The sequence below is a fragment of the Pseudoalteromonas sp. DSM 26666 genome (assembly GCF_900116475.1).
In the GTDB taxonomy this organism is placed as follows: domain Bacteria; phylum Pseudomonadota; class Gammaproteobacteria; order Enterobacterales; family Alteromonadaceae; genus Pseudoalteromonas; species Pseudoalteromonas tetraodonis.
Genome location: NZ_FPAR01000001.1, coordinates 365,036 through 386,793, shown reverse-complemented (window position 1 = coordinate 386,793; position 21,758 = coordinate 365,036). Strand labels below are relative to the sequence as shown.

Sequence of the window (21,758 nt, the reverse complement as noted above, 5' to 3'; positions counted from 1 at the left end):
GGAAACCATGAACGGACCAAACCCAAATAATCCTTCACCTATGGACGGTTTTCCTCAAGTAGGTTATTTAAAAAATTTTATCACTTCGGCCAATATTGAAGTAGGTGATTATACTTATTACGACGATCCAGATGGCCCTGAGAATTTTGAAAAAAATGTACTTTACCATTTCGATTTTATCGGAGACCGTCTCATTATTGGTAAGTTTTGCGCCATAGCTAAAGACGTTACTTTTATAATGAATGGGGCTAACCATCAAACCTCCGGCTTTTCTACTTATCCATTTTTTATATTTGGTAACGGTTGGGAAAAGTCTGCACCTCAACAAGGTGACTTACCATTTAAGGGCAATACTGAAATAGGTAATGATGTATGGATTGGTTACAATGCCACCATTATGCCGGGGATAAAAATTGGCAGCGGCGCCATTATAGCGAGTAAATCTGTGGTAACCACTGATGTACCTGCCTACAGCATTGTAGGCGGTAATCCTGCAAAAGTGATAAAAAAGCGTTTTAATGAAACAACTATCAATCAACTTTTAGCGATTGCATGGTGGGATTGGAGCAGCGAAAAAATCACCGCTCATTTAGATGCCATTACCCACGCTGATATAGACGTGTTAGCTAAAATTTAACCATTACCACTCAAACATGTAGGCCATTTTACTAATGGTTTTAAGCGGGATGTTATGGCTATTGCGCTTGGCATATAAGTGCTGCATTGATTTGTCTTTTACTTCACCAACAATCACTTCTTTTACTTGATACCCTAAAGCTATCGCTGCTTGCGAATAGGCAATAAATTCCCATTTTTTAATATTGGTGTTATCAACAATCACCAGTTCAATGCCTTGTGCTAACGCGTTAATAAAACGTGCTAGGTTTAGGTTGTGGTATTGCGATAATTTAAACTTATCGAAATGATATTCACCCTGCTCGTTTACAAAGTAATCATCTGTTGAGCAAATAAAATAGTTGCTTTCATCTGCGCCCGACAATTCGTCAGCGAGATTTTGCGCATAATATGACTTACCACTGCCTGGCAGTCCTCGTAAAATAAAAACTTGTTTCATAGCATCCATTTTTTTATTAATGGTAAACGTTAATTCGACTTGTTTACTAATAATGCCACAAATTGATGAATTTTCAGAGTAACAAATGGTAATAGTGGCTATTTAACACTAAAAACTGGTTAAAAAAACTGCGCATGACTAAAAACTTTTAAAGAGTTGCCCACAACAGTTTTTTTATTTTACTTTACTAGGTATTATACAAGGTTCAAGTGCAGTGATCTTACATGCATAAATGCATGAGTAACGCACAGTTAATTTATATAGTTAGGCAACTTATATCATTGGAGTGAAGATGAGCCATTTAGCGATTTCAGAGCTATTAAAAGGCAATGTTGCGGTAGACAGCCAAGTAACAATTAAGGGCTGGATCCGTACACGCCGCGATTCAAAAGCAGGAATATCATTTTTAGCCGTTCATGACGGTTCGTGTTTTGATCCTATTCAAGCGGTAGTTCCTAATTCACTGAATAATTATGATGAAGTTACAAGCTTAACAGCAGGCTGTTCTGTATCGGTTACCGGTGTATTAGTACAATCAGCAGGACAAGGTCAATCTTTCGAAATTCAAGCTAACTCAGTGACTGTGTTAGGTTGGGTTGAAAATCCAGATACTTACCCAATGTCGGCTAAGCGCCACAGCATTGAGTATTTACGTGAGCACGCTCACCTTCGCCCGCGCACCAACATGATTGGCGCAGTAACGCGTGTGCGTAACTGTTTAGCGCAAGCGATCCACCGTTTTTACCATGAGCAAGGCTTTTACTGGATCAGCACACCAATCATCACAGCCAGTGACTGTGAAGGTGCGGGTGAAATGTTCCGCGTATCGACCCTTGATATGCAAAACCTGCCAATGACAGATAAAGGCGAGATTGATTACAGCGAAGACTTTTTTGGTAAAGAAGCATTCCTAACGGTATCTGGCCAGCTAAACGGTGAAACATATGCATCAGCTATGTCAAAAATTTACACCTTTGGTCCTACGTTCCGTGCAGAGAATTCAAATACATCTCGCCACTTAGCTGAATTTTGGATGGTAGAGCCAGAAGTTGCGTTTGCTGATTTAGAAGATATCGCAAAATTGGCTGAAAACATGCTTAAGTACGTGTTTAAAGCCGTATTAGAAGAACGCCGTGACGACATGGAGTTTTTTGCTCAACGTATCGAAAAAACAGCCATTAGCCGTTTAGAAGAATTTGTTGAAAAAGACTTCGCACAAGTTGATTACACAGACGCTGTAGAGATTCTAAAAGCGTGTGGCAAGAAATTTGAGTACGCTGTTGAATGGGGTGTAGATTTACAGTCTGAGCACGAGCGTTACCTAGCAGAAGAACACTTTAAAGCACCGGTTGTTATTAAAAACTACCCGCGCGATATTAAAGCATTTTACATGCGTCAAAACGAAGACGGCAAAACTGTTGCGGCTATGGACGTAGTAGCACCTGGCATTGGTGAGATCATTGGTGGTTCACAACGTGAAGAGCGTCTTGATGTATTAGATGCACGCCTTGACGAAATGGGCTTAAATAAAGAAGACTACAGCTGGTACCGCGACCTACGTAAATACGGTAGCGTGCCACACTCTGGCTTTGGTTTAGGGTTTGAGCGCTTAGTTGCTTATGTTACCGGTATGGGTAACGTACGTGATGTAATTGCATTCCCTCGTACTAAAGGCAGCGCAACGTACTAAGCCACGCTTTGTAACGTTAAATAAAAAAACCAACCTAAGGGTTGGTTTTTTATTGTCCTAAATCTTTATAAATATCTTGCGCTTATAAAGCATATTTGAAATTAACCAAAAGCCAATAACATGTAATAAAGCAAAGGTGAACGATGCCAATTTAGCGCTCATAACTAAAGCGAGTTGCTCATACATCCAATCCTCCAAGTTTAGCTCGCCAATATTAACCAGTGAATAGCTCAGTACCCACACACCCGATAACACATAAATAAACAACGGATTCGAGCCATATACAATTAATGGATTAACAAGACGTTCGGGGTTTACTATGTCGCAAAGCCACACAAAAAAGGCCAGTACAATACAGGCAATCCCTGAGGTGTAAATAACGAAGGTACTGGTCCAAAGCGATTTATTAATTGGCATAATCAGCGAGCCTAATTGCCCTAAAGCGATACCAATAACCCCAATGAACAACAAACGCTTAATACTTATCCATTGACTGCTAGAGCTGGTAAGTAAACGGGTAACCTCAAAGCCAAATAAAACACTTACTACACTTGGTAAGGTGCTCAAAAGCCCTTCTGGATCAAACGCTAATCCTTTACCTTGCCACAAATGCGATTCACCTAACACCACTATATCAACCGATCTAACCAAGTTATTCTCTAGCGTATAAGCGTTATTAGTACCAACACTTAAAAGCAGTAACCAATATGCAATTAAAATAACAACCGATAAGCTGATCACCCCTCGCCTATTGAGTAACAATACACACAAAGACGCTAAAATATAGGCAATGCCTATTCGCTGTAATACGCCCAGTATTCTTAAGTTTTCAATGCTCGTGGTAAAGGGATAAATATTTAACGCTAAGCCAACAGCAAAAATAATTGCTCCGCGTTTTATCAGCCGTAACACTTGGCTTGCATTAGCTGTGCTGTTGGTTTTTTTAAATGAAAAAAACATCGCAGAGCCAATAATAAACATGAAAAACGGAAAAATTACATCCGTTGGTGTACATCCATGCCAATCGGCATGAAGTAAAGGGGCATACACGTGGGACCACGAACCCGGTGTATTTACCAGTATCATTAATGCGATGGTTAACCCCCGCATAGCATCAAGCGCTTTATACCTTGTCATTTTGGCTCCTATTTAATAATTTGTATGACTACAAATGACAACGCTGTCACTTTGTTATAAAAAAAAGCCAAGCGCAAGTAATTTAGATAAGTGGCGTTATTGAATTAAAAAAGCCGCAGAATCAGTAATGAAACGGCGGCTTTAAATCAGAATATTTAACTTTATATAATGCTGTGATTATTTAACTTTATAAAGCCTGCTCAAGCTCGGGTAATACATCAAATAAATCAGCAACTAAACCGTAATCAGCCACTTGGAAAATAGGCGCATCTGGGTCTTTATTTATGGCCACAATAATTTTTGAGTCTTTCATGCCTGCTAAATGCTGAATGGCACCACTTATACCTACGGCAATATATAAATTAGGCGCAACAATTTTACCTGTTTGCCCTACTTGCATATCGTTAGGGACAAAGCCTGCGTCAACCGCTGCACGTGAAGCGCCAATTGCAGCCCCCAGCTTATCGGCAATACCATTAAGTAGCGCAAAGTTTTCACCATTTTGCATGCCTCGACCACCTGAAATAACCACATCAGCTGCAGTGAGCTCTGGGCGTTCAGATTCGGTTTGCTCAACACTAACAAAGCTACTTAACTGTGAATCAGAGACCGTATCTAAGGTTGTGACATTAGCTGGCGCTTGTTCGCCTTGTAAATCAAAGCTACTTGCACGCACGGTGATCACTTTTTTACTATCGAGTGATTTAACCGTTGCTATGGCATTTCCCGCATAGATTGGACGTTTAAACGTGTCTGCGTCAATAACATCAATAATTTCTGAAATTTGTGCAACATCTAATAATGCGGCAACACGCGGCATAAAGTTTTTACCTGTCGTTGTGGCACTAGCCACGATATGGCTGTAACTGTCAGCTAGTGATAACACTAAATCTGTCATGCTTTCAGCAAGTTGATGCTCGTACACCACGTTATCTGCAAGTAATACATTTGTAACACCCTCAATGCTCGCAAGTGACTCACTCATGGCACCTAAGTTTATACCGGCTAACAATACATCGACATCAAAGCCTAATTTTTTAGCGGCGTTAATGGTTTTTGAGGTTTCTGGTTTTAAGGCACCGTTATCGTGCTCTGCAATTACAAGAGTTTTCATTTAAATCACCTTTGCCTCTGTTTTAAGTTTTTCTACAAGCTGTGCAACGTCTTCAACAATAATGCCGCCGCTGCGTTTTGCTGGTTCTTCTACACGAACGACTTCAATACGCGGTGTTAAATCGACACCTAACGAATCAGCCGCAATAACTTCTAGCGGTTTACGTTTAGCTTTCATAATATTAGGTAGCGACGCATAACGAGGCTCGTTTAAACGTAAATCGGTGGTTACAATCGCTGGTAAATTAAGTGCAACAGTTTGCAAACCGCCATCAACTTCGCGGGTTACATTCACTTTGCCATTTTCAATAACCACTTTTGAAGCAAATGTACCTTGGCCGCGATTAGTTAATGCAGCGAGCATTTGGCCCGTTTGATTATTATCAGAGTCGATAGATTGCTTGCCTAAAATAACCAGCTCAGGAGATTCTTGCTCAACCACTTTCGCAAGTAACTTTGCAATATGGAGAGATTCTAGGTTTTGCTCGGTTTCAACATGAATCGCTTTATCAGCGCCAAGGGCAAGTGCTGTGCGTAATTGCTCTTGTGATGCTTTAGCGCCAATAGTCACAACAACCACTTCGCTTGCAGTACCCGCTTCTTTTAAACGAATCGCTTCTTCTACCGCAATTTCACAAAATGGGTTCATTGCCATTTTTACGTTTGTTAAATCAACACCGCTGTTATCAGGTTTAACGCGAGCTTTTACGTTGTAATCAATCACTCTTTTTATTGGTACGAGAACTTTCATAGGGACTCCATAATTATTTAAACCTATAAGCTAACGTATACGTCAACCTATTTATTTTATGAAATCAGACTACTTCCTGTTGACGTAAACGTCAACCTAAAATAACCTTAAACTATTCACAACCTGTAACGTTTAATTTGCATCACAAAATAACAGGTTGCTTAGCTTACTTTTTGCCTACAGGGCAAAAGTGAGTCCGTCATAGATAAAGAGGTTATTATGATTGAACGCGAAACCATGGAATTTGATGTTGTTGTTGTAGGGGCAGGCCCTGCTGGGCTTTCAACAGCAATTAAACTCGCGCAGCAAGCACAAGAAAAACAACAAGAGTGCATGATTTGTGTGGTTGAAAAAGGCTCTGAAGTGGGCGCGCATGTATTATCGGGTGCTGTTTTTGAAACCAAAGCATTGGATGAGCTACTGCCAAACTGGCAAGAATTGGGCGCGCCTGTTACGACTAAAGTCCAAAGTGATGAAATTTATTGGTTTAATAACGAACAAAAAGCAACCTCTATCCCTCATTTTGCAACCCCTAACACATTTCATAATAACGGTAACTACATTGTTTCTATGGGGAATGTATGTCGTTGGCTTGCTGAGCAAGCAGAAAACTTGGGCGTTGAAATATTTCCAGGCTTTAGTGCTCATTCACTTATTATTGAAGATGATGTTGTGAAAGGCATTATTACCGGTGATATGGGGCTGGATAAAAACGGCGACGAAAAAGACGGTTACATGCCGGGTATGGAGTTACGTGCTAAATACACGGTATTTGCTGAGGGCTGTCGCGGCCATTTAGGTAAGCAACTGATCAATCAGTTTGCTTTAGACGATGAAAGCTCGCCACAGCATTACGGTTTAGGCTTTAAAGAAATTTGGCAAGTGGATGAATCTAAACATCAGCTTGGTAAAGTAGTTCACGGAACCGGTTGGCCATTGAGTGGCGATACTGGCGGTGGTGCTTTTATGTATCATAGCGAAAACAACCAAGTGGTGGTTGGTTTAATTGTTGATTTAAATTATTCAAATCCACATTTAAGCCCATTTGATGAGTTTCAGCGCTTAAAACACCACCCGGTATTTAAAAACACCCTTGAAGGGGGTGAGCGTATTGCTTATGGTGCGCGCGCCATTGCCAAAGGCGGTTTACACTCTTTGCCTAAAATGCATTTCCCGGGTGGCTTGTTAGTGGGCTGTGATGCAGGCACGCTTAATTTTGCAAAAATTAAAGGTAATCATACGGCTATGAAGTCAGGCATGATAGCCGCTGAGGTCATTTTTAATGCGCTACAAAACGATTTAGCTAACACTGATTTAACCCAGTACACCGCTGAGTTTAAAAAGTCATGGGCGTATAAAGAGCTGTATCAATCTCGTAACTTTGGCCCTGCAATGCATACATTAGGTAAATTTGCAGGCGGTGCATACAACACCCTTGATCAAAACATATTTAAGGGTGCCCTACCGTTTAGTTTTAAAGATAACGTACCCGATCACGCCACTTTAAAAGACGCTGATCAAGCTGAAAAAATTGCCTATCCAAAGCCTGATGGCAAACTCAGCTTTGATAAGCTTTCTTCGGTATTTTTATCAAACACTAATCATGAAGAATCGCAGCCGTGTCATTTAAAACTCAAAGATGCATCAATTCCGATTAAGGTAAATTTAGTTAAATTTGATGAACCTGCACAGCGATACTGCCCTGCCGGCGTTTATGAAGTACAAGAAGTCGAAGGCGAGCAAGCCTTTGTGATCAATGCACAAAACTGTGTGCATTGTAAAACCTGTGATATTAAAGATCCAAGCCAAAATATCACTTGGGTCACTCCTGAAGGTGCTGGCGGTCCTAACTACCCCAATATGTAACAACCTTTCTAAAGAAATTATAAACTTATCCTAAATTGCAGGGGCTTCGGCCCCTTTTTTGCGCTATGCTGTTAAGTAATATGAATAAATGAGAGTGTGTTATGGCGTCGTCGAGTGTAATTTTTCGTTTTTTAGCAGAGCCTACAGATGTAAATTTTGGTGGTAAGGTGCATGGTGGTGTGGTCATGAAGTGGATTGACCAAGCAGGCTATGCCTGTGCTGCAGGTTGGAGCGGTCATTACTGCGTAACCGTATCGGTTGCGGGCGTTAAGTTTAGCCGTCCTATTTTGGTTGGCCAAATTGTTGAAGTGGAAGCCAAAATTGCACACACCGGTAAAACCAGTATGCAAATTTTCATACAAGTACGCTGTGGCGATCCTAAAACCCAAAACTTAGTTGAAACTAATCATTGTGTTATAAGTTTTGTTGCTATGGATGAGACGGGTTACCCTGTTGCCGTGCCTGAATTCACATCTGTTACTGACGAAGATAAAAAGCTAGAAAATTACGCCATCAAAATGAAACAAATAGCGATAGAAACAGAAAACTTACTTTATCAAGTTTAATTAAGTACCTTTTGCAGGTATGTATAAACTACAACAAGCTGTAAATTCTACAATTTTTATTTTTTTACAAATTAACAGTACGCTTAACAACTGGATGTTTTGCGTACTTAAACCACCAAAAAAGTTCAATAAACACACTTTAAGAGCAAATATTAAACAAAAAAATTGTTGGCATGTTCACTGCAATTAGTAAATCGACGTTTGATGAATCTATCGAACATTAGATTTTATTTTTTAAAGGAGCTATACAATGATTAAAACACTTTCTCTTTCTGCACTTGCTTTAGCAACACTGGGTTTTAATTCAGCAGCACAGGCTGATGTTACTGACATGGACTCTCCACGTATTTATACGGGTATTGGTTACGGCCAATATTCATTTCAGTTTGAAGATAGCGAAAACGACACCGATTTCGATGACGACGCGCAAATGTTAAAAGGTTATATCGGTACTCAATTTAATGAACATTTAAGCCTTGAACTTGCCTATCAAAATTTTGATGAAGTGAGTGACATAGACAGTAAAGCAGAAATTGATGGGGTATCACTAGCAGCGCGTTTTGCAGCGCCAATCACTGAAGATTTTTCTGTTTATGCAAAAGGCGGTTGGTTTGAATGGGATGCTGATTTAACTCAAGAACTACCAGTAGGCAGCGTTAGCGTATCACAAGACGGTGGTGACGTATTTTATGGTGCAGGTATTGAATATGCTTTCACAACCAATATGCAAGTGCGTTTAGAGTATGAGCGTTACGAATTAGATGATGATATTGATCCAGAAATGGACGTTGCGTCAGTATCTTTCCAATATATGTTTTAATAACAACTCAATAGTTGCAATGTAAGGGTAAGGCTAGGTTTAGTCTTGCCCTTTTTTATTCCACATTTAAACCAATCAGTCTAAACTCTCTTTATGCTGATTATATTAAGCTAATGCCACCAATGGTAATTACAGGTAGAATACCCCCCTATTTTATTTGTTAGCGAGCATTATGAGCGATTATCAGATTTCGGCTATTGGCCATATTCAATCACCGTATAAACAAAAGTTTGCCATTCCTAGACAACCTCGATTAGTGCCAGAAGCAAAAGCTAAACTTATTTTTGCTCCAGATTTTAATCGTGAAGAGTTTGTTCGTGGTTTAGATGAATTTAGCCATATTTGGCTATTATTTCGTTTTCATGAAACCGCAGATAAAGGCTATTCAGCAATGGTGCGCCCGCCGCGCCTTGGTGGCAATGAGCGTAAAGGCGTTTTTGCCACACGCGCTACATTCAGACCTAACGCTATAGGGATGAGTGCTGTCAAGTTAGAGGGAATTGAATACAAAAATGGGCAGTTAGCGTTATTGCTCGCCGGTATTGATTTACTTGATGGTACACCTATTGTTGATATTAAGCCTTATTTGCCCTATTCAGACGCTTTACCTGATGCCAGTGCAGGCTTTGCCGACACGCGCCCAGAAACTCACATGAGTGTTGAATTTAGTGAGCAAGCTTTGGAATTTATAAATAAACAAAGCCACTATCCTGAGCTACAAGCGTTTATCAGCAATGTGCTAAAACAAGATCCTCGCCCAGCGTATAAAAAGCAAAAACAAGGCATGCAAAGTTATGGTATGAATTTGTATGAATACAACATTACCTGGCAAGTGACTGACTCTCATCATCTGGTTACTCATATAGAGCCCAGTTAAACTAACTTTAAAACCCTGCTATAGCTATAAAATGCGATAAAAAATCACTTAGCGCTTTAGTGTCAATGCATCCGCTGGTAAACTGAGCGCCTTAATTAAAAGAACATATTACTCTATTTCGGAAAAAACATGCGTACTAGTCAATATATACTCGCTACACTTAAAGAAACGCCATCAGATGCGGAAATTGTATCGCATCAATTAATGCTTAGAGCCGGAATGATCCGTCGCGTCGCTTCGGGTTTATACACTTGGCTACCCTCTGGTTTACGTGTGCTTAGAAAAGTAGAAAACATTGTACGCGAAGAAATGGATAAAGCAGGCGCAATTGAAATGCTCATGCCAGTAATTCAACCGGCTGACTTATGGGAAGAATCGGGCCGCTGGAGTGAGTTTGGTCCAGAGCTTATGCGCTTTACCGATCGTCACAATCGTGAATTTGCTATGGGTCCTACCCATGAAGAAGTGATCACCGATTTTGTCCGCAAAGAAATTAACAGCTACAAGCAACTGCCTATTACTTTGTACCAAGTACAAACTAAAGTACGTGACGAACGTCGTCCGCGCTTTGGTGTTATGCGTGCTCGTGAATTTACTATGAAAGATGCCTACTCATTCCATTTAACCGATGAATGTTTAGATGCAACTTATCAAGTTATGCACAAAGCCTACTGTAATATTTTTGAACGTTTAGGCCTTGATTTCCGCCCTGTTATTGCTGATACCGGCTCTATAGGCGGTAGTGTATCGCATGAGTTTCACGTACTTGCTGAATCTGGCGAAGACGCTATTGCCTTTAGTGATGCTAGTGACTACGCCGCTAATATTGAAAAAGCAGAAGCGCTAGCGCCAACTGAATCGCGCCCTGAAGCAAGCAAAGAGCTAAAAGCATTCCCAACGCCTGATGCTAAAACAATTAATGAGCTGAAAAAACACTATGGTGTAAAACCACATCGCGGTGTTAAAACACTGATTGTTTATGGCGCCCCTGATGAAGACGGAAAACGTGGCTTAGTTGCACTAGTACTGCGTGGCGATCACGAGCTTAATGAACTTAAAGCTGAAAAACACCCACTGGTTGCTGCACCATTAGAAATGGCAACCGAGGCAGATATTGTGGCTGCCATTGGCGCAAAACCGGGTTCTTTAGGCCCTGTTGGCTTAAACATGCCAATTATTGTTGATAGAACAGCGAATGTAATGGCTGATTTTGTAGCTGGTGCCAACAAAGACGATGAGCACTTTAGTGGTATTAACTGGGATCGCGACGTAACAGACTACGAAGTTGCTGATATCCGTAATATTGTTGAGGGCGATCCTAGCCCGTGTGGTCAAGGCACGTTGCAAATTAAGCGCGGTATTGAAGTTGGTCATATTTTCCAACTAGGTACTAAGTACTCAGAAGCAATGAAAGCAGGTGTATTAAGCGAATCGGGTAAAAACCAAACAATGACTATGGGTTGTTATGGTATTGGTGTATCGCGTGTTGTTGCTGCAGCTATTGAGCAAAATAACGACCAATACGGTATTACCTGGCCTAAAGCCATCGCCCCTTTCGATTTAGCAATTGTGCCAATGAATATGCATAAATCGCATCGTATCCCTGATATTGCTAATAATCTATATCAAGGTTTGAAAGATGCAGGTTTAGATGTGCTATTTGATGACCGTAAAGAGCGCCCTGGTGTTATGTTTAACGACATGGAATTACTCGGTGTACCTTACACGCTTGTAATTGGTGAGCGTAACCTTGATGAAAACAAGGTAGAACTTAAAAACCGCCGCACTGGTGAAAAGCTAATGATAGATATTGATAGCGCGATTGAAACAATCAAAAATCAATTTAATGCATAAGCTTAAAATTAATTAAAAAAACCGCTGTATGATTTTTTCATACAGCGGTTTTTTATTAATTCCTGTAAGCCAAGCTCGATTTTTTAAGTACTCATTTCAGCACTAAAACCTAATAATAATTAATAAAAAAGGTCGCTCTGCGACCTTTTTTATACTTATGAATTATCTAAACAACACATCTTCACGGTTAAACCATTTCACACAAAATGCCAGGAGTGCCCCAGCGATGAGTGCTGTTGCTAGGAATATCAATCCCACCAGCGTGTAATCAACGGTGCCTTTAACAATTTCTTTAATCGCTAAGGCGACGTTAGTTACCGGAATAAACGCCGTTTTAGAAGTCAGTTCCATGTTAGGCATTATTGAAATAATAATCGGGAAAAACACGACCATACTTAATGGCGTCATGTAATTTTGCGCTTCTTTAAACGAGCGTGCATAGATTGATATTGCCAGAGCTAATGCAGAAAAGGTGGCAGCTATAGGCAATAATAAGACAAAAATCATTAGTAAGTCTGTGATAGCCAATGTACTAAAAGCGGCTTTGATAAATTCAAGATCAGCAAAAGCCAGCGCTAAGGCTATCCAACACCCCATACTAATAACGGTTATCGTGGTTGATGCAATTGACGTAGTGAGTAGAGTAATGAATTTACCCAATACTAGCTCGGTACGAGTAATAGGTGTAAGTAATAAAGTTTCTAAGGTACCTCGTTCTTTTTCACCGGCCCCTAAATCAATAGCCGGATACGTTGCGCCTACCAGTACTAACGGAATAAGTAGATAAGGTAAAAACCCACCCACTTTTTCACCTAGGTTTTCGCGCTTATCGGCAGTGTCTACTTTAACTACATTAACTGGCTTTAAAATAGCTTCTTGTGCGCTTTTATCTATACCAAAGCTCAATAATTTACTTTCTTGTAAAGTATCACTGTACTCTTTAGCAAGCTCTTTGACACGCTCAAATAAGAAGTTAATTGATTTTGAATCATTGAATACAACTTGCCATTCGCTTTGCTTTTGCTCATTTAATGTTTGCACTGCATCACTTGGCAGGTATATTCCCATGTCGATATCGCCGGCGTTTACACCAGCTTTTAGCTCCTCAACACTGTTGAAAGTTTTATCACCTTTATATAACTCAAAGCTTTTGTGATAAAACACTTTATCAGTAAATTCTGGTGCATAGTCGCCATTGATAATCACATAGGTATTTACTTTTTGTTCAGCATCAAGCGCAGCTTGCGAGGATATAAACGCAACCACAGCAAATAACAACGGGAAAACCACAATAGGAAATACCACCACGAACAATAAAGTTTTTTTATCGCGTAGTAGCTCGGTTAATTCCTTTTTAAATACTTCAAACATCATATTTCTCCGTTAATATGTTCATAAACGCTTGGTTTAATTCTTCACTGTTGCCTGCCTGTTTAAATTCAGCAAGCGTGCCATCAAAACAACTAACGCCTTCATTAATTACCGCAACGCGGTCACATAAAAGCGCAACTTCATCTAAATGATGCGTAGAAAAAATAACAGGAGTACCTTGTGCTTTTAAGCCTTTAATAAAGTTGATCACCGTTTGGGTGGTCATAATATCGAGGCCGGTAGTTGGCTCATCGAGAATAACAACGTCTGGGTGATGTACCACAGCACGCGCAATGTTGGCTTTTTGCTTCATGCCGGTTGATAGGTTCTCAGCGCGTTTATCAATAAATTTATGCATATCAAGTAAGGTAAATAACTCTTCACAGCGTGCCTTAATAGCCGGCTTGCTCATGCCGTGCAGTTTTGCAAAGTACTCTATGTTTTCTTTTACCGTTAAACGACCATATAAACCAGTAGAGCCGGATAAAAAACCGATAGATTTACGCCCAATGAGTGGCTTTTTAATTATGTCATTTCCTGCAATAGTAATACTGCCATCATCTGGTTTTAAAGCGGTAGAGATCATTCTTAATGTTGTGGTTTTGCCTGCACCATTAGGCCCTAACAGCCCTAATACTTCGCCTTTTGCACAGCTAAAGCTGACATTTTTAACCGAGTGAAAATAATCTTTATCTTCACGGGGGTCTATATCATCTATTTTATTTTTTTTATGATCTTTAGTGAGCTTAAACTTCTTTTTAAGCGCGGTAACTTCTATCATTTTCGTGTCCTTCGTTTCGGTCTAAAATAGTCCGTGTTATCGTAAAATGATGGATTGTTATTCTCATCACACCAACCAGGAACACCTAATAAAGGTAAAGGTGAAAGCTGTTTGTTATCGGCTAAACAATCATCAGTTTTAATCATCTCATAAAGGCGCTGATCTAGGTACTGGTATTGAGTTACTAAATCTTTACAAAATATTTCATCCGGTACATTTACAAATAAGGCTTTGCCAGTCAGTCCAATATAAGGTTTGGTTAACATTTCATAATTGGCATGGCCAAACATGAAAGGTGCAATGGTTTTACCCCACTGCTCTCTATGTTCGATGAAGGCTGTTTTCCATTGATGATCTCTTAACCACTCTTTCCACTGTGATTCGCTAATAGCTAAAACCACACCGCATTCGTCAAACAAGGTCAGTGCGTTACGGTGTTTACTTCGTTGTTTTAACCCATGCAACGCTATTTCATCAACATGACGCTGATTAATAAGGGCTTTTGTTTTTGGAAATAAGCACCAAATAAAACCACCAAACAGATCATGCCAGTTTTGTTGTCGGGTGGGCACGTCCCCTGTTTCAAAAATGACTTGTTCATAATAGCGCTCAGCAAAATCAACCTTGGCATCATCGACAAAACGAATGGGCAGATTATTAGCATTGATGGCGTTTAAATACGGGGTAAAGTACGCAGGCTCAGGCCAGTCTGTTTGCTGATCTATTTTAAACAGCTGACGAAGGTGCTCAAATGCACCTCCATTTATACTCGTTACTTGAAATTGTTCTGGGGGAGTAAAACGCTTCATTGTTACCTTTACTGTACATTTTTATCAGCAACAGTTTACCGCAAAAACTGGTTCTAATTAACAGAAGTTCATATACTAACGCCACTTAGAACAAAAAAAGAGCCAATATGAAACGTTATTTTTCTTTGACCCTAATAACAACGGCAATTTTAGCCGGCTGTGCAACAACAAGTATTACATCTGATGATGTCGCTAAAGGCTACAACAGCATTCAAGCGGATGAAATTGCTAAGCATGTAAAAGTGTTAGCTTCTGATGAATTTGGTGGACGTGCTCCTTCATCTGAAGGTGAAAAGCTTACGCTTGATTACTTAACAAAAGAATTTACTGCTTTAGGCTTTGAGCCGGGTAATGGCGACAGCTTTTTCCAAGAAGTGCCGCTTGTATCGTTAGAAGCAGACTCTGATATGGTGCTTAATATTGGCGGTAAAGACTACCAATACAAAAAAGACATGGTTATGGGTAGTAGCCGTATTAGTGCGCAAGAAGGAATTGAAAACTCGGAGCTTGTATTTGTGGGCTACGGTGTTAACGCACCTGAATATAACTGGAATGATTACGAAGGCCTAGATGTTAAAGGTAAAACCGTTGTTATGCTGGTAAACGATCCGGGTTTTGCAACTAAAGATCCTGCTTTATTCACCGGCGATGCAATGACCTATTACGGGCGTTGGACTTACAAATACGAAGAAGCAAGCCGTCAAGGCGCTGCAGGCGCTATTATTATTCATGAAACTGCTCCAGCGTCTTACCCTTGGTCTGTGGTTGAGAACTCATGGAGTGGCGAGCAATTTGGTTTCGTAAAAGAAAACAATAATATGGACCGTGTTGCTGTTGAAGGTTGGGTTACTGTTGATGTAGCAAAAGAGCTTTTTTCTAAAGCAGGCCTTGATTTTGAAACCGCCAAAGCAAACGCTGCCAAAGGTGCTTACCATGTTGATATGGGCGATTTAACAGCCACTGTAAATGTAAAAAACACCATCAAAAAATCGGTATCTTATAACTTTATTGCCACTCTTCCTGGTAGTAAAACACCCGATGAGCATATTATTTACTCTGCGCATTGGGATCATTTAGGAACGGATAAAAACCGTAAAGGCGATCAAATTTATAACGGCGCACACGATAACGCAACAGGTACAGCCGGTATGATAGAAGTTGCCGAAGCCTTTACCAAACTTGGTAAACGCCCTGACCGTTCAATGACCTTTTTAGCGGTAACCGCTGAAGAGCAAGGTTTATTAGGCTCGAAATATTATGCTGCGAATCCAGTTATTCCAGCTAATAAAACCGTTGCAAATATTAATATGGACAGCTTAAACCTATTAGGTAAAGTAAAAGATATTAGTGTGGTGGGTATTGGTAAATCACAAATGGATGAGCTATTAGCAACTGCGGCCAAAGAGCAAGGCAGAACAGTATCGGGCGACCCTAAACCATCTTCAGGTGGTTACTACCGCTCAGATCACTTTGCCTTTGCTAATATGGGTGTTCCTGCCATGTATGCCGGTGGCGGTACACAAGCGTTTGACGATGAAACCGCAAACTACCGTAAGCGTATGAGCTTAGTACTGCGTGGTTGTTACCATCAACCTTGTGATAGATACCGTGATGAGTGGGATTTATCAGGTGCGGTTCAAGATTTACAATTATTTTATAAAGTAGGTTTTGATATTTCACAACAAACTCAGTGGCCTACGTGGAATGAAAACTCAGAGTTTCAACGTAAAAAGTAACTACTGCGACAACACGTAAATGATATTGATTATCATTTAATAAAATAGTACAGTGCGATCTCATTCTTTAATTAGGTCGTACTGTATGTTTTTAACATCCCATTTAGGAGTTATTTCGCCAGCTGCAAAACGTGTTTTTCATCAAAATAAACGCCTAATTTTACCTCTGTTAATTTTAGTCTGTTTAGCCCTGCCCGATTTACGCGCCATAACAATTACTGCACTGAGTGATGCTTTTTTTCAAGTCAGTGTGTTTGTTGCTGCAACCTTATTTATTTACTACTACGCGATTGATCATTTACCCCAACTAGAGCTTCGTTACCTAAATGCTAAGTCACCGGTATTAGAGGTCAGCTTTGCTGCTTTTTTAGGCATGTTACCAGGCTGTGGTGGCGCGATTATTGTGGTGACTCAATTTACAAAAGGCCAAGCTAGCTTTGGCGCAATTGTTGCTGTATTAACGGCCACTATGGGTGATGCCGCGTTTTTATTGTTAGCGACTCGCCCTACCGAGGGTTTAACCATCATGGCAATAGGGTTTGTGGTTGGCTCAGTAACGGGTTTAATCGTCAACACACTTCATAAAACAGGCTACTTATGCCCAACTGATCAAAAGCACACACCACAGGTTACCCTTTTACCGACGAAAATAATTACGCTCAGTAAGCCTATTTGGTACATCGCTATTATTCCGGGGTTACTCATTGCCTTTTTACTCGCTTTTAATATTGATTTGAGCCAATTTGGGCAGTACACCACATTCACTGTTACTCATTTTGGCGCATTAATGGCGTTGTTTGTCGTATTTATGTGGGCGTTATCTTCAAAAGGTGAAAGCTATAAAGAAGTAACCTCAGAAGATGATATATGCAGTCCACCTTCAAAACTCACAAAAGTACTGCAAGATACTCATTTTGTAACCGCGTGGGTGGTTGCCTCCTTTATATTATTTGAACTACTGGTTACCGTGTTTGGCCTTGACTTAAAAACATGGTTTTTAAATTATGCTTATATGGCCCCGCTCATAGCGGTTTTAATTGGTTTTTTACCTGGCTGTGGCCCGCAAATAATTGTTACCACTTTATATATTCAAGGGGTTATTCCGTTTAGCGCATTAGCGGCCAATGCCATTTCCAACGATGGCGATGCGCTTTTCCCAGCCATTGCCATGACACCCAAAGCGGCTATTATTGCCACGCTATATACCGCTATTCCCGCGTTATTAGTTGGTTATGGCCTGTATTTTCTGCGCTAAATCAGTCTAGCTTTTATTTATTAAGTTATAAAAAAACCAGCTAGTTGCTGGTTTTTTAATTTATAAATGAATATAAAGAGTTAGCGCATTGCCATCATCATTTTAGCTGGCTGTTCTAGGTATTCTTTCCATAAATTATTAAAGCGCGCGATAGTGCCGCCATCAATTACACGGTGATCCCCTGACCAACTTACTTGCATAATTGCACGCGATACCACTTGCCCTTGCTCGTCAAAGCGCGGAAGGTGTTGTAATTTACCTAAGGCAACAATCGCCACTTCTGGCTTATTAATAATTGGCGTAGCTATAGTGCCACCAATCGCACCAATATTAGAAATACTAATAGTACCGCCTTTTAAATCATCTGGCGCTACGCGGCCTTCTCGAGCTGAGTCAGTTAATTGCGTTAAATTATTAGCTACCTCTACAATACTTTTAGTTTGGCAGGCTTTAATATTTGGTACTAATAAGCCCACTTTAGAGTCCACTGCAACCCCGATATTGTGATCATCGTAGTAGGTAATTTCACTGCAATCATCGTTTACTTTTGAGTTGAGTACCGGGAATTCAGTCATTGCCAACGATAACGCCTTAATAAAGAACGGCATCATAGTTAACTTAACGCCCAGTGCTTTATATTGCTCTTTAAGATCAGTTCGAAGTGCAATTAAATCAGTTAAGTCAATTTCATCACTGTAGGTAAAATGTGGAATAGTAGAAACCGACGCCACCATTTGTTTTGCCATGGCCGCTTTAATGCCTTTAATCGCTTCTGTTCGCGTTCCACCCGAACTAGTTGCGTTACTCTGAGTCGTTTGTGGCTTGTTAAGCTCAGAGGTATCCATGCCAGATGGCACTTCATTTTTTATAAACGCTTCAATATCTTGTTTATAAATACGGCCATTTTTACCACTACCTGGTACGCAGGTTAAATCAACGTCAAGCTCACGCGCTTTACGCCTAACCGCCGGTGATGCAACCGCTTTTTTGTTAACTATTGCATTTTGCGTTTGCTTAGCAGGTGCGTCTGACGTTGCGTTACTTTGTGCTTTTACAACTGCTTGGTTAACATCAACGTCTTCTTTTGCGACTTGCCCTGCAACCGTCATTTGAAATAATGGGCTATGCACCTTTGCAATTTCACCTTTTTGATAATACAGCTTTTGCACTGTACCGGTGTATTTAGCCGGTATTTGTACTAGCGCTTTATCGGTCATTACATCACAAACGGCTTGATCTTCTTCTATTTCATCGCCCTCTACCACTAACCATTCAACAATTTCACACTCAACAATACCCTCACCAATGTCGGGTAAAATAAAGTCTTCTAAGTGTTCACGAGTACTTGTTGGTGAAGAAGCTGTTTGAGTCTCTTCACTAGGCGCTTCACCGGCAACATCCATTGCAAATAACGGCGCATGTACTTTAGCAATATCGCCTTTTTTACAATGCAGCTTAGTGATCACCCCATCGTGTACCGCTGGAATTTGCACTAAGGCTTTATCTGTCATCACATCACAAATAGGCTGATCTTCTTTTACAGTGTCGCCCTCTTGTACCAGCCATTCGACTACTTCGCATTCAACTATGCCTTCACCAATGTCGGGTAATATAAAATCTTTAGCCATGGAAACCCCTAAAAGTTCACTGATTGTTTAATTGCGGCCATTACTTTTAATGCATCTGGAACATATTCTTTTTCGAGCGCCAGCGGGTATGGCGTATCTAGACCACAAACACGTAAAATAGGCGACTCTAAATGCAGAAAACACTCTTGAGAGATGGTTGCGGCTATTTCTGCGCCAAAACCGTTAGTAATAGGTGCTTCATGACTAACAATAAGACGGCCTGTTTTAGTCACTGATTTAGCAATCGTTTCAACATCCCATGGTAAAATACTGCGAAGGTCAATCACTTCACAGCTAATGCCCTGTTCACTGGCTTGCTTTGCCGCTGCTTCTATAATTTCCATTTGTGCACCCCACGCTAATAAAGTAACGTCAGTACCCTCTTGAACCACTTCAGCTTTACCAAGTTCAATGCTGTAATCTTCTTCTGGCACTTCACCGGTTGAGGCGCGGTATAAACGTTTGGGCTCAAAAAATAGCACTGGGTTATCGTCTTTGATACACGCACGCAGTAAGCCTTTAGCTTGGTACGGGTTACGCGGCACGACAATTTTTAACCCTGGCGTATGAGCAAAATATGCTTCTGGCGATTGCGAGTGATACAAACCACCAGCAATCCCGCCGCCGTAAGGTGTGCGTATTGTTAGATTACCTACGTTGAATTCATTACCGCTACGGTAGCGAAACTTAGCCGATTCATTCACAATTTGATCAAACGCAGGAAAGATGTAATCAGCAAATTGAATCTCAGCAAGCGCGGGGGCACCAAAGGCTGCCAAACCATTTGCAAAGCCTAAAATACCTTGCTCTGTGAGCGGGGTATTGAATACGCGATGCTTACCGTACTTTTCTTGTAACCCTGATGTTGCTCTAAAAACACCGCCAAAATAACCCACGTCTTCACCAAAAATACACGCTTGAGGATGTTCATTCATGGTGATATCTAAAGCAGAATTAATTGCATGTAGCATGTTCATTTTAGCCATTACTTAATTCTCCCTGCTGTTGTTGGATAGGCGTCTGGATGTGCTTTTATATGCGTTTTAAGTTCATCATATTGACGTTGTAAAGATGGAATTGGCGTATCGTAAACATCTGAAATTAGCTCTTCTAACGCCGGCTTATCAATTACTTCAGCGCGTTTTAGTGCCGCTAAAATATCATCACGAATTGTTTCTTTCGCTTTGATATCTTCTGCGTCATCTAACCAATTTTGTTTTACTAACCATTTTCTAAAGCGCTCAATTGGGCATGTTTTATAGTTTGCTTCTTCATCTTTTGAACGGTAACCGCTTGGATCATCTGATGTTGAATGCGCACCTAAACGATACGCTATCGATTCAATTAATACCGGTTCACCTTGTGTTGCAGCAATTTCGCGAGCTTTTTTAGTTGCCGCGTAAACGGCGAGCGCATCACTGCCATCAACACGAATGGTTTTAATACCATAACCCACACCACGCGATGCAATCCCATCGCCTTTAAATTGCTCATCGGCTGGGGTTGAAATAGCATAACCATTGTTACGTGCAAAAAAGATAACCGGTGCTTTATGTACTGCAGCCATATTTAAGCCTGCATGAAAATCACCTTCTGAAGCAGCCCCTTCACCAAAATAACAAATAGTAACGTTATCAATAGTACTTGCTAGTTCACCTGTTTTAGCATCAATGTGTTTTATTTTTTGACCATATGCGTAACCCGTAGCCTGTGGAATTTGTGTTCCCAAAGGTGATGAAATGGTCATGTAGTTAAGTGCTTTAGAACCATAATGGATCGGCATTTGACGGCCTTTACCTAAATCTAATTCATTAGAAAACATTTGGTTCATAAATTGATCAAGGGTAAAACCACGATAGTGTAAGGCTGCTTGTTCACGGTATTGCGCCATGATCATGTCATCTTGTTCAAGGGCTGCAGCAGAGGCTGTTACCGCCGCTTCTTCCCCTAAACACTGCATGTAAAAGCTAACACGCCCTTGGCGTTGAGCACCCTGCATACGTTCATCCAATAAACGAATAAAACGCATGGTTTCGTATAATTTAATAGCGGTGTGTTTAGAAATATCAGGTGCAGGAGCACTAGGATGAATGTCGCCGTCCTCAGTTAAAATACTCAGGGTTGGAATATTAAGTGCGTGGCCGTCAATAAACTCAAGCTCATGATTAATATTCAGCGATACGTTATTGGGATTACTCATAACCTACCTTCTTTTGTTGTCGGTATCACAGCGCCCCTTTGGATTATTATTATGGGTGATAGTTGCTGAATAAACTTTGCAACATCTGCACTGTATTTAATTAAAGCTGCCAACACTTTACGTTAACGTAAAGTGTTATTCAACAAAACTGTGACCAAAGAAAAGTAAATAATGAGCAAAAAACTGGCAAGTTAACTATACATATAATTAACCACTTATTAATCAGTTG

At 40.5% G+C, this 21,758-nt stretch carries 19 protein-coding genes; 9 read left to right on the top strand and 10 right to left on the bottom strand.

The genetic code is table 11. The annotated features are described in order from the left end of the window. Positions 1-7 precede the first annotated feature (7 nt). A complete protein-coding gene (locus tag BM380_RS01735) occupies positions 8-637 on the top strand; it encodes a Vat family streptogramin A O-acetyltransferase (protein ID WP_090492540.1) in 630 nt (209 codons plus the stop codon). Positions 638-640: 3 nt separating this feature from the next. Here BM380_RS01735 and BM380_RS01730 read toward each other — a convergent pair whose 3' ends face one another. Next, the gene (locus tag BM380_RS01730; RefSeq protein WP_013464982.1) at positions 641-1,075 is read right to left on the bottom strand and encodes an AAA family ATPase; all 435 of its coding nucleotides are present in this window, start codon (positions 1,073-1,075) and stop codon (positions 641-643) included. A 292-nt stretch (positions 1,076-1,367) separates the two neighbouring features. Here BM380_RS01730 and asnS point away from each other — a divergent pair, with 292 nt between their 5' ends. Next, a complete protein-coding gene (asnS, locus tag BM380_RS01725) occupies positions 1,368-2,765 on the top strand; it encodes an asparagine--tRNA ligase (RefSeq protein WP_013464983.1) in 1,398 nt (465 codons plus the stop codon). Between the two features lie 57 nt (positions 2,766-2,822). Here the strand turns inward: asnS and BM380_RS01720 are convergent, their stop codons facing one another. The 3 genes from BM380_RS01720 to BM380_RS01710 all read right to left on the bottom strand — a co-directional run bounded on the left by BM380_RS01720 (position 2,823) and on the right by BM380_RS01710 (position 5,766). After that, positions 2,823-3,902, bottom strand: coding sequence for an acyltransferase family protein (locus BM380_RS01720; RefSeq protein WP_090492538.1), 1,080 nt, complete (start codon positions 3,900-3,902; stop codon positions 2,823-2,825). Positions 3,903-4,089: 187 nt separating this feature from the next. Continuing rightward, positions 4,090-5,016 (bottom strand): electron transfer flavoprotein subunit alpha/FixB family protein, encoded by a 927-nt coding sequence (locus BM380_RS01715; RefSeq protein ID WP_090492536.1) that lies wholly within the window; start codon positions 5,014-5,016, stop codon positions 4,090-4,092. Continuing rightward, entirely contained in the window at positions 5,017-5,766 is a 750-nt protein-coding gene (locus tag BM380_RS01710; protein WP_013464986.1) for an electron transfer flavoprotein subunit beta/FixA family protein, read from the bottom strand. It abuts the gene before it with no gap. A gap of 219 nt (positions 5,767-5,985) precedes the next feature. On the opposite strand from BM380_RS01710, the gene BM380_RS01705 reads away from it, so the two are divergent. The 5 genes from BM380_RS01705 to BM380_RS01685 all read left to right on the top strand — a co-directional run bounded on the left by BM380_RS01705 (position 5,986) and on the right by BM380_RS01685 (position 11,749). Next, complete coding sequence (locus tag BM380_RS01705) at positions 5,986-7,632, top strand: electron transfer flavoprotein-ubiquinone oxidoreductase (RefSeq protein WP_090492534.1); 1,647 nt, start codon at positions 5,986-5,988, stop codon at positions 7,630-7,632. 101 nt (positions 7,633-7,733) lie between these two features. Beyond that, the gene (locus BM380_RS01700; RefSeq protein WP_024602547.1) at positions 7,734-8,198 is read left to right on the top strand and encodes an acyl-CoA thioesterase; all 465 of its coding nucleotides are present in this window, start codon (positions 7,734-7,736) and stop codon (positions 8,196-8,198) included. Positions 8,199-8,448: 250 nt separating this feature from the next. Beyond that, positions 8,449-9,018 carry an outer membrane beta-barrel protein gene (locus BM380_RS01695; RefSeq protein ID WP_013464990.1) on the top strand — a complete coding sequence of 190 codons (570 nt, stop codon included), beginning with the start codon at positions 8,449-8,451 and terminating at the stop codon, positions 9,016-9,018. A 172-nt stretch (positions 9,019-9,190) separates the two neighbouring features. Then, on the top strand, positions 9,191-9,895 hold the full coding sequence (gene tsaA, locus BM380_RS01690; protein WP_090492532.1) for a tRNA (N6-threonylcarbamoyladenosine(37)-N6)-methyltransferase TrmO: 705 nt from the start codon (positions 9,191-9,193) through the stop codon (positions 9,893-9,895). A 129-nt stretch (positions 9,896-10,024) separates the two neighbouring features. After that, positions 10,025-11,749, top strand: coding sequence for a proline--tRNA ligase (locus BM380_RS01685; protein ID WP_033103411.1), 1,725 nt, complete (start codon positions 10,025-10,027; stop codon positions 11,747-11,749). Between the two features lie 162 nt (positions 11,750-11,911). On the opposite strand, the gene BM380_RS01680 is transcribed toward BM380_RS01685, so the two are convergent. From BM380_RS01680 to BM380_RS01670, 3 genes are read right to left on the bottom strand one after another with little or no spacing between them, the layout of a single operon-like run. Beyond that, positions 11,912-13,120, bottom strand: coding sequence for an ABC transporter permease (locus BM380_RS01680; RefSeq protein ID WP_090493040.1), 1,209 nt, complete (start codon positions 13,118-13,120; stop codon positions 11,912-11,914). After that, on the bottom strand, positions 13,113-13,901 hold the full coding sequence (locus BM380_RS01675) for an ABC transporter ATP-binding protein (protein WP_090492529.1): 789 nt from the start codon (positions 13,899-13,901) through the stop codon (positions 13,113-13,115). The genes BM380_RS01680 and BM380_RS01675 overlap by 8 nt, the downstream gene beginning before the upstream one ends. Next, entirely contained in the window at positions 13,898-14,710 is an 813-nt protein-coding gene (locus tag BM380_RS01670) for a DUF3025 domain-containing protein (protein ID WP_028835198.1), read from the bottom strand. The genes BM380_RS01675 and BM380_RS01670 overlap by 4 nt, the downstream gene beginning before the upstream one ends. A gap of 107 nt (positions 14,711-14,817) precedes the next feature. Between BM380_RS01670 and BM380_RS01665 the strand changes: the two genes are divergently transcribed. Both BM380_RS01665 and BM380_RS01660 read left to right on the top strand, forming a co-directional pair. Beyond that, positions 14,818-16,446 carry a M28 family metallopeptidase gene (locus tag BM380_RS01665; RefSeq protein ID WP_024603030.1) on the top strand — a complete coding sequence of 543 codons (1,629 nt, stop codon included), beginning with the start codon at positions 14,818-14,820 and terminating at the stop codon, positions 16,444-16,446. Between the two features lie 85 nt (positions 16,447-16,531). Further along, complete coding sequence (locus tag BM380_RS01660) at positions 16,532-17,701, top strand: putative manganese transporter (RefSeq protein WP_090492527.1); 1,170 nt, start codon at positions 16,532-16,534, stop codon at positions 17,699-17,701. Between the two features lie 80 nt (positions 17,702-17,781). On the opposite strand, the gene BM380_RS01655 is transcribed toward BM380_RS01660, so the two are convergent. The 3 genes from BM380_RS01655 to BM380_RS01645 are packed head-to-tail and all read right to left on the bottom strand — an operon-like array spanning position 17,782 to position 21,529. Next, complete coding sequence (locus BM380_RS01655) at positions 17,782-19,329, bottom strand: dihydrolipoyllysine-residue acetyltransferase (RefSeq protein WP_090492525.1); 1,548 nt, start codon at positions 19,327-19,329, stop codon at positions 17,782-17,784. 8 nt (positions 19,330-19,337) lie between these two features. Continuing rightward, positions 19,338-20,315 (bottom strand): alpha-ketoacid dehydrogenase subunit beta, encoded by a 978-nt coding sequence (locus BM380_RS01650; RefSeq protein ID WP_090492523.1) that lies wholly within the window; start codon positions 20,313-20,315, stop codon positions 19,338-19,340. Continuing rightward, positions 20,315-21,529 (bottom strand): thiamine pyrophosphate-dependent dehydrogenase E1 component subunit alpha, encoded by a 1,215-nt coding sequence (locus BM380_RS01645; RefSeq protein ID WP_090492521.1) that lies wholly within the window; start codon positions 21,527-21,529, stop codon positions 20,315-20,317. Before BM380_RS01645 ends, BM380_RS01650 begins: the two co-directional genes overlap by 1 nt. Between the last annotated feature and the right edge of the window lie 229 nt (positions 21,530-21,758).